Below are 8,683 nucleotides of genomic sequence, written 5' to 3' on the forward strand. Positions count from 1 at the left end.
TCCTCATGGTATGTGTTACCACATTATATGTCTTGTTGCCGCTGCAAGACTCCCTGACGGAGGTCGGTTGGGGGGCCAGACTCCAGGGGACCGAAGTATGGGGGTTTTTATCCGGCGACTGCCAAGCCCGATACCATGACTGAGGCGGGCCAAACTGGACTCGCAGCATTTTCCGACGAGTCCGACGAGCGGCCGGACGAAGAGGCGGTTGCCGTCGCGGGCAACGGCGGTTCGAACGCCGGCGAAGTGATCGATGTCGTCGAGGAAACGCTTCCGGAACCCGACGGCGAACTCGAACTTGCCGTAATGCAGGTCGACTACACCATCGCGGGCTACGGCGACGACGAACGGCCGATCATGCACGTCTTCGGGCGTACATCCGACAACACGCTCGAGCACGTACAGGTCGTCGGCTTTCGTCCGTACTTCTACGCGCCGACGGAGAGCCTCGAGCGCCCGCCCGAGGAGCAGTACGACCGGTTGACCGACAGCCGCGAGGTCGGCGAGGACGGCGAACCGTACGAGAGTATCCGCGGCGAGAAGCTGACCAAAATCTTCGGCCAGACGCCCCGTGACGTCGGGCAGGTGCGTGATGACTTCCAGCACTTCGAGGCCGACATTCTCTTCCCGAATCGGTTTCTGATCGACAAGGACGTTCGAAGCGGCATCCGCATACCCGAGCGACGCGCCGACGACGGCTCGCTGGTCGTCCCCCACGACGAGGTCGAAGCCACAGCTGTCGACGCCGACCCGCGCGTGCTCACGTTCGACATCGAGGTCAACGACCGCGCCGGCTTCCCCGAAGACGGCGAGGAACCAATCGTCTGTCTCACGAGCCACGACTCCTACCGCGACGAGTACATCATGTGGCTCTACGAGGCCCCCGTCGGTGACGGCAAGATCCCGACCGAGATCGACGAGTACGACCCCATCGAAGGCGAGATCGACCACGAGGTGCGAGCCTTCGAGGAGGAGGAAGCGATGCTCGAGGCGTTCGTCGACTATATCCGTGAAACCGACGGAGATGTGCTCACGGGCTGGAATTTCGAGGATTTCGACGCACCGTACTTCCTCGACCGCCTCGAGGAACTCGCGGGTCCCCACCACGAGTACGATCTCTCGATCGATCGGCTCTCCCGCGTCGACGAGGTCTGGCGCAGCAACTGGGGCGGTCCCGACATCAAAGGCCGGGTCGTCTTCGACCTGCTCTATGGCTACCAACGGATGGTCTTCTCGGAACTCGATTCCTACCGCCTAGATGCGGTTGGCGAGTCCGAACTGGGGGTCGGGAAGGAACGCTACACCGGCGATATCGGCGACCTCTGGGAGGTCGATCCCACGAAACTGCTCGAGTACAACCTCCGGGACGTCGAACTCTGCGTCGAGCTCGACCGCCAGCAGGAGATCATCCCCTTCTGGGACGAGGTGCGCTCGTTCGTCGGCTGCAAACTTGAGGACGCGCCGACGCCCGGCGACGCGGTGGACATGTACGTCCTCCACGAGGCCCACGGGCGGTTCGCGCTGCCCTCGAAGGGTCAACAGGAGGCCGGCGAGGAGTACGAGGGCGGGGCCGTTTTCGACCCGATTACGGGCGTCAAGGAGAACGTCACCGTCCTCGACCTGAAGTCGCTGTACCCGATGTGCATGACGACGGTCAACGCGTCGCCGGAGACGAAGGTCGATCCCGAGGAGTACGACGGGGAAACCTACGTCGCGCCGACCCGACCCGAGCCGATTCACTTCCGGAAGGAGCCCGACGGCGTCATGCGCGAGATGATCACGGAACTGCTCGCCGAACGGGAAGAAAAGAAAGAACTGCGCAACGAGCACGAACCCGGGAGTCTCGAGTACGAGCAGTACGATCGTCAGCAGGGTGCGGTAAAGGTCATCATGAACTGCTTTACGCCGGATACGGAGGTGCTGACTCCCGTTGGCGTTCGAGCTATCACGGACCTCGAGATCGGCGACGAAGTCTACTCGCTTGACCCGGAAACGGAGGAACTAGAGACCAAACCTGTCGTCGAGACGCACGCTTATCCCGAGTACGACGGCGAACTGATCGACATCGAGACAGACAAGATCGACTTCAGCGTTACGCCGAACCACCGGATGGTCGTCCGGAAAAACGAGACGAACGGAATCACCGAAGATGAGTACGGATTCGTCGAGGCTGGAAGCCTCAACCGGGCAACGAATTACGAACTCCCTCACGACTGGGAAGGGCCGGATGGTGACGAACTCGAGGAGGTCGATCTCACAAAATTAATCGATGACACGTACGAGGTCTGGGTTCGACCGTCCGTTCATGGCCACACATTCACGGCAGAATTAGGCTGGAAACCGCGTCGCGTGCCGAAAGCTGATGTCGGAAAAACGGGTTACGTGTTTACCGCCGAGGAGTTCGAGGACCATCGGGAGTACATTGAAGATGTCTGTGAGACGAGCTTCATTCACCAGGAGTCCGGTCGGAAGTGGATTCCCCGAACGTACGATGGAGACGACTTCCTGGACCTACTCGCGTGGTTCGTAACGGAAGGGAACGTCTACACGTCTGAAGACAAGCAGTTCGGCGAGAACTTCCGCGGATCGTCGACGACGGTGCAATTAGCCCAGGATAAACTGCCGGTCGCTGACGGCGGCGTTGACCACCACGCGACGATCGGTGAATTACTCGACGAGATGGGATTCGACTACTACGTCGACGATCGATCCTATACTGTCACGTCGAAGCTGCTTGGGGAGCTTCTGATGTCGATTTGTGGCGAAGATAGCTTCGAGAAACGAATCCCTGATCTGGTATTCGACTGTAGCCGCCGGCAGAAGCGACGGTTCCTCGAGGTTCTCATCGACGGAGACGGTGATCGGCAGGTCAACTCGTGGCGCTACTCCACCTCGAGCGATCGGCTTCGAGACGATGTCCTCCGACTGTGTGTACATCTCGGACTCACGGCGAACTATAACCGAGATAGCGGCTCGTGGCGAGTCTACGTCACTGAAGAATCGAAGAATACACTTCGAATGCATCGGAGTTCGTCTCGAAGTACTGCAGACGATGGTGTCTATTGTGTTACCGTCGAGGATAATCACACGTTGCTTGCAGGACGAAACGGAAAGTTCCAGTTCGTCGGCCAGTCACTGTACGGCGTCTCAGGCTGGGAGCAGTTCCGACTCTACGACAAAGAGGCAGCGTCCGCGATTACCGCGACTGGTCGAGAAGTAATCGAATTCACGGAAACCGCCGCAAACGAAATTGACTATACGGTTGCCTACGGGGACACCGACAGCGTCATGCTCGAGCTCGGACCCGATGTCTCGAAAGACGAAGCGCTTGAGCAATCGTTCGAAATTGAGGAGTACATCAACAACCGATACGACGACTTCGCGCGTGATGAACTCAATGCCGAATTCCACCGCTTCCAGATCGAGTTCGAGAAACTGTACCGGCGGTTCTTCCAGGCGGGCAAGAAGAAACGTTACGCCGGCCACATTACCTGGAAGGAAGGCAAGGACGTCGACACCGTCGACATCGTCGGCTTCGAGTACCAACGGTCGGACATCGCCCCGATCACGAAGGAGGTCCAGCACCGGGTCATCGAGATGATCGTTCGCGAGGGCGACATCGAGGGCGCAAAGGACTATCTCAACGAGATTATCGAGGACGTTCAGACGGGGAATATTTCCCTCGAGGAGATCGCCATCCCCGGCGGCATCGGCAAACGACTGGACAACTACGACACGGACACGGCACAGGTTCGGGGCGCGAAGTACGCGAACCTCCTGCTCGGCACGAACTTCCAGCGCGGGAGCAAACCGAAGCGACTGTACCTCGACCGGGTCGATCCCCGGTTCTTCGAGCGACTCGAGAACGAGGAAGGGTTCGACGCCCGGACCGATCCACTCTACGGCGCGTTCAAGCGCGACCCCGACGTGATCTGCTTCGAGTACGACGACCAGATTCCCGAGGAGTTCGAGGTCGACTACGACACGATGCTCGAGAAAACGCTCCAGGGACCGATCGAACGGATCCTCGAGGCGCTCGGCGTCTCGTGGGATGAGGTGAAATCGGGCCAAGAGCAAAAGGGTCTAGACAGCTTTATGTAAGCGTTCGTCCGATCTCCGCCCGTCGAATTTATTGGGTCAGTATAAGAACCCATAGCTGAAAGCGACTGTAGGCGGTCGGTTGCGTCGAACGAGCGCCCGAAAAAACCTCGACAGCGGCCGTTCGAACACAACAGGAGTTTCCGATTCAGAAACTTATTTTGCTGATGTGGGATCGTATCCAATTGGATACGAAACCGTTATTAGTCAGACGACCCACCGTTCAGACGACAGAGTACTATGGCACGTCTCGAACTATCCAACCTGCACGCAGAAGTAGCGGACGGCGACGAGAAGATTCTCGAGGGCGTCAACCTCGAGGTCGAGTCAGGCGAGATCCACGCGTTGATGGGTCCAAACGGCTCCGGGAAATCGACGACCGCGAAGGTCATCGCCGGCCACCCCGCCTACGAAGTTACCGAGGGTGAAGTCCTGCTTCATCTCGAGGAAGGCGAGTTCGGCGAGGAGATCGAGATCGACGAGGACCAGCGCACCTGGAACCTGCTCGATCTCGAGCCGAACGAACGTGCTGCACTCGGCATCTTCCTCGGCTTCCAGTATCCGGCCGAGATCGACGGCGTCACGATGACGAACTTCCTCCGAACGGCGCTCAACGCCAAGATCGAAGAGCGCGAGGAGCTCTTCGAGGACGAGGACGGCGAGGAAGACGACGAAGAGGAGGACGAAGGCTTCGAGACCTCGCCGATGGAAGGTCCCGCGGACGAGGGCGACGTCGGCGTCGCCGAGTTCCAGCAGATCCTCCAGGAGAAGATGGAACAGCTGGACATGGACGAGAAGTTCGCCCAGCGCTATCTCAACGCCGGCTTCTCCGGCGGCGAGAAGAAACAGAACGAGGTCCTTCAGGCGGCCATCCTCGAGCCGTCGATCGCCGTCCTTGACGAGATCGACTCCGGGCTCGACATCGACCGCCTGCAGGACGTCTCCAACGGGATCAACGCGCTGCGCGACGAGGAGGGCACCGGCATTCTGCAGATCACCCACTACCAGCGTATCCTCGACTACGTCGAACCCGATCACGTCCACGTAATGCTCGACGGCCAGATCGCCAAGAGCGGCGACGCCTCGCTCGCAGAGGAGCTCGAGGACAAGGGGTACGACTGGGTTCGCGAAGAGGTCTACGGCACCGCGTAACCGGATTCGACTAGAACAACCGTAATAACGCTCCGGCCGTAAACACAACTACATCAACCAATGAGTTCCGATCAAGACCACCTAAAAGAGACAGACACCGAGGCCCGCTTCGAGTTCAAGAAAGAGGAGAACTCCGCAGTCCGATCCGACAAGGGCCTGACCGAGGAGGTCATCCGCATGATCTCCGACGACAAGGACGAGCCCGACTGGATGCTCGAGCGGCGTCTCCGCGCGCTCGAACAGTACCAGAACATGCCGATGCCGACCGACTGGCCCGGCATGCCGGATCTCTCCGAGCTAGACGTCGAAGAGATCATTCCCTACATCCGCCCGGACGTCGACAAGCGCGAAGGCGTCGACGACTGGACGGAACTCCCCGACGAGATCAAGGACACCTTCGACAAACTGGGCATCCCGGAAGCCGAGAAGAACGCCCTCTCGGGCGTCGGCGCCCAGTACGAGTCGGAAGTCGTCTACCAGAACATGCAGGAGCAGTGGGAGGAGAAGGGCGTCATCTTCATGAACATGGACCGCGCGGTCCAGGAACACCCCGAGCTCGTCAAAGAGCACTTCATGACGACCTGCGTCCCGCCGAGCGACAACAAGTTCGCGGCGCTGCACGGCGCCGTCTGGTCCGGCGGCTCGTTCGTCTACGTTCCGGAAGACGTCACCGTCGAAATGCCAGTGCAGGCCTACTTCCGCATGAATTCGGAAGGGATGGGCCAGTTCGAACACACGCTCATCGTCGCCGAGGAAGGCTCCGAGGTTCACTACATCGAGGGCTGTTCCGCACCGAAGTACGGCACCCACAACCTCCACTCCGGCGGCGTCGAGGTCTTCGTCGGCGAAGACGCTCACGTCCAGTACTCGACCGTCCAGAACTGGTCGAAGAACACGTTCAACCTGAACACCAAGCGTGCCATCTGCGAAGAAAACGGCACGATGGAGTGGGTCTCGGGCAGCATGGGTTCGAAAGCGACCATGCTCTATCCGTGTACGATCCTCAAGGGTCGCGGCTCCACGGACACCCACATCACCATCGCCTTCGCGGGCGAGGGCCAGGACATCGACACCGGCGCGAAGGTCTACCACAACGCGCCCGATACGAGTTCGACCATCGAGTCCAAGTCGATCTCCAAGGACGGCGGCCGCACCAACTACCGCGGCCTCGTCCACATCGCCGATGGCGCCGAGAACTCCTCCACCGCCGTCGAGTGTGACGCGCTGATGTTCGACAACGAGTCCACCTCGGACACCATGCCGTACATGGAAATCGAGGAGTCGAAGGTCGACGTCGCCCACGAGGCGACCGTCGGCAAGATCGGCGACGAGGACATCTTCTACCTCCAGTCCCGCGGACTGGACGACGACGACGCCAAGAAGATGATCGTCGCCGGCTTCATCGAGCCGATCACGGAGGAACTGCCGATCGAATACGCGGTCGAACTCAACCGCCTCATCGAACTCGAGATGGAGGGGAGCCTCGGATAATATGAGCGCAGGAACACAGGTACACGCCAATCTGACGGAGGAACAGGTACGCGAAATCTCGGGCGATCTCGACGAGCCAGACTGGCTCCTGGAGACCCGTCTCGAAGCGCTCGCCGCGCTCGAGGAACTCGACATGCCGGACGTCATCCGGACGCCGGGTCGGGACTGGACGAACCTCCACGAACTCGACTTCGAGTCGCTCGTGGATCCGCTGAACGCAGCGGAGAACAAGGATCAGGTCGGTCCCGAGGACGTCGATGTGCTCCCGTGGGCCGACGCCGTACAGGAACACGAGGACCTCCTGCAGGAACACTTCGGCTCCGTCGTCGACCCACAGGAGAACTACCTGACCGCGCTCTCCACGGCGCTGTTTAGCACCGGGACAGTCATCTACGTTCCCGAAGGGGTCGACGCCGAGGACGTCACCGTCCGGACCGAGCAGAACTCCCGCTCGCTGTTCAACTACACGCTCGTGGTTACTGAGGAGTCGAGTTCCGTCACGATCCTCGAACGCCAGTCCACCGGCGAAGAGCAGGCCGAGCAGTACTACAGCGGCATCGTCGAAATCGCCGCCGGCGAGAACAGCTACGTTCAGTACGGAAGCCTCCAGAACCTCTCGGAGGAGGCCTACAACTTCACCCTCAAGCGCGGCGTCACGGACACCTACTCCACGATCGACTGGATCGAGGGTAACATCGGGACGCAGCTGACGAAAACGGAGGTCTCGACGCTGCTCGAGGGCGACTCCTCGGAGACGCAGATCGTCGGCGCCTTCTACGGTCACAACGATCAGCACTTCGACCTCGACGTGAAAGTGTGGCACCGCGCCGAGCACACGACGGCCGACCTCGTCACCCGCGGCGTCACCGACGACGTCGCCCGTTCGGTGTACGAGGGCGTTCAGGACGTCGGTCGCGACGCCTGGGACACCAGCTCCTACCAGCGCGAAAACACGCTGATGCTTTCCGACGAAAGCGAGGCCGACGCCTCGCCGAAGCTGATCATCAACAACCACGACACCGAGGCCAGCCACTCCGCGACGGTTGGCCAGATCGACGAGGAAGATCTGCTCTACATGACCTCCCGCGGTGTCGACCCGCGATCGGCCCGCAACATGCTCGTCGAGGGCTTCTTCGTGCCCGTCCTCGAGGAAGTCGACGTCGACGAACTGCGCGAGGATCTCGTGGAACTGATCGGTGCGCGACTCCGCCAGCGCGAGTAGCGACGCCCCGTTCTTTTTCGAGTCGGTTTCTCGAGTCGTGTTTCTGCCCCGTACCGATCGGAAGCCACGGCTCTGCGCAGCGTCGTCCGGACTCGAGGTCGACGGCCGTCTCTTCTCTCTGCCAACCGGACGGTCGTCATGGTCGCGTCTGACGACGACTTTTATACACGGACCGGGTACCCGGGTACGATGCGGGCCCTCTCCATCGAACTCGAGGACGAACTCGTCGATGTACTCGAGACCGAACGGGAACTGTTCGGGTTCGAGAGTCGCCAGGCGTACGTGCGATGGATTGTCGAACACCGGGGATCGATCGAAGCGGAGCAAGGGAAAGGGCAAGAACGGGACCAAGAGCAAACCCGGGACACGGCCCGGGCAGGTGAGAGGTCAGCAGCGTTACCGACCGGTTCGAACCGGGACGGCACCGAGAGCGGACGACACGGTGACTGTACCGGGGACGACAGCGACACCCCGGCAGCCGATTCCCGAGCAACCGACGAATCCGTACTCGAGGTCCATGGCTCTCCGCGAACGGTTCGACAGGGTCCGGACTCGAAAATCCGTCCGGACGACGAGACGACGGACGCGACCGCGGCGTCGGAGTCCTCCGAGACGGCGACTGACTCGCAATCGACATGCCTTGTTTTGCCGCCGAATGACGACAGTCTCAGACGCTCTCACGGTTATCTTCCGTCAGATTAACCGGGAAATGGACGCCGT

At 60.6% G+C, this 8,683-nt stretch carries 5 protein-coding genes; all 5 read left to right on the forward strand.

Annotated elements, in window-relative coordinates:
* Positions 1 to 135 precede the first annotated feature (135 nt).
* The 5 genes from GS429_RS10135 to GS429_RS10155 all read left to right on the forward strand — a co-directional run bounded on the left by GS429_RS10135 (position 136) and on the right by GS429_RS10155 (position 8,665).
* Positions 136 to 4,101: a DNA polymerase domain-containing protein gene (locus tag GS429_RS10135; protein ID WP_160065162.1), complete on the forward strand. Its 3,966-nt coding sequence runs from the start codon at positions 136 to 138 to the stop codon at positions 4,099 to 4,101.
* A 237-nt stretch (positions 4,102 to 4,338) separates the two neighbouring features.
* Positions 4,339 to 5,250: an ABC transporter ATP-binding protein gene (locus GS429_RS10140; RefSeq protein WP_160065164.1), complete on the forward strand. Its 912-nt coding sequence runs from the start codon at positions 4,339 to 4,341 to the stop codon at positions 5,248 to 5,250.
* A 60-nt stretch (positions 5,251 to 5,310) separates the two neighbouring features.
* The gene (sufB, locus tag GS429_RS10145) at positions 5,311 to 6,741 is read left to right on the forward strand and encodes a Fe-S cluster assembly protein SufB (RefSeq protein WP_160065166.1); all 1,431 of its coding nucleotides are present in this window, start codon (positions 5,311 to 5,313) and stop codon (positions 6,739 to 6,741) included.
* Position 6,742: 1 nt separating this feature from the next.
* Positions 6,743 to 7,963 carry a Fe-S cluster assembly protein SufD gene (sufD, locus tag GS429_RS10150; protein ID WP_160065168.1) on the forward strand — a complete coding sequence of 407 codons (1,221 nt, stop codon included), beginning with the start codon at positions 6,743 to 6,745 and terminating at the stop codon, positions 7,961 to 7,963.
* 189 nt (positions 7,964 to 8,152) lie between these two features.
* Positions 8,153 to 8,665, forward strand: a complete 513-nt coding sequence (locus GS429_RS10155) for a hypothetical protein (RefSeq protein ID WP_160065170.1) — start codon at positions 8,153 to 8,155, stop codon at positions 8,663 to 8,665.
* Positions 8,666 to 8,683 lie beyond the last annotated feature (18 nt).

The organism is Natronorubrum halalkaliphilum, from assembly GCF_009834785.1.
Lineage (GTDB): Archaea > Halobacteriota > Halobacteria > Halobacteriales > Natrialbaceae > Natronorubrum > Natronorubrum halalkaliphilum.

What these genes read in the sequence shown, in the direction of transcription:
- GS429_RS10135 (WP_160065162.1), top strand. Translation starts at nt 136, where the DNA reads ATGACTGAGGCGGGCCAAACTGGACTCGCAGCATTTTCCGACGAGTCC.
- GS429_RS10140 (WP_160065164.1), top strand. Translation starts at nt 4,339, where the DNA reads ATGGCACGTCTCGAACTATCCAACCTGCACGCAGAAGTAGCGGACGGC.
- sufB (WP_160065166.1), top strand. Translation starts at nt 5,311, where the DNA reads ATGAGTTCCGATCAAGACCACCTAAAAGAGACAGACACCGAGGCCCGC.
- sufD (WP_160065168.1), top strand. Translation starts at nt 6,743, where the DNA reads ATGAGCGCAGGAACACAGGTACACGCCAATCTGACGGAGGAACAGGTA.
- GS429_RS10155 (WP_160065170.1), top strand. Translation starts at nt 8,153, where the DNA reads ATGCGGGCCCTCTCCATCGAACTCGAGGACGAACTCGTCGATGTACTC.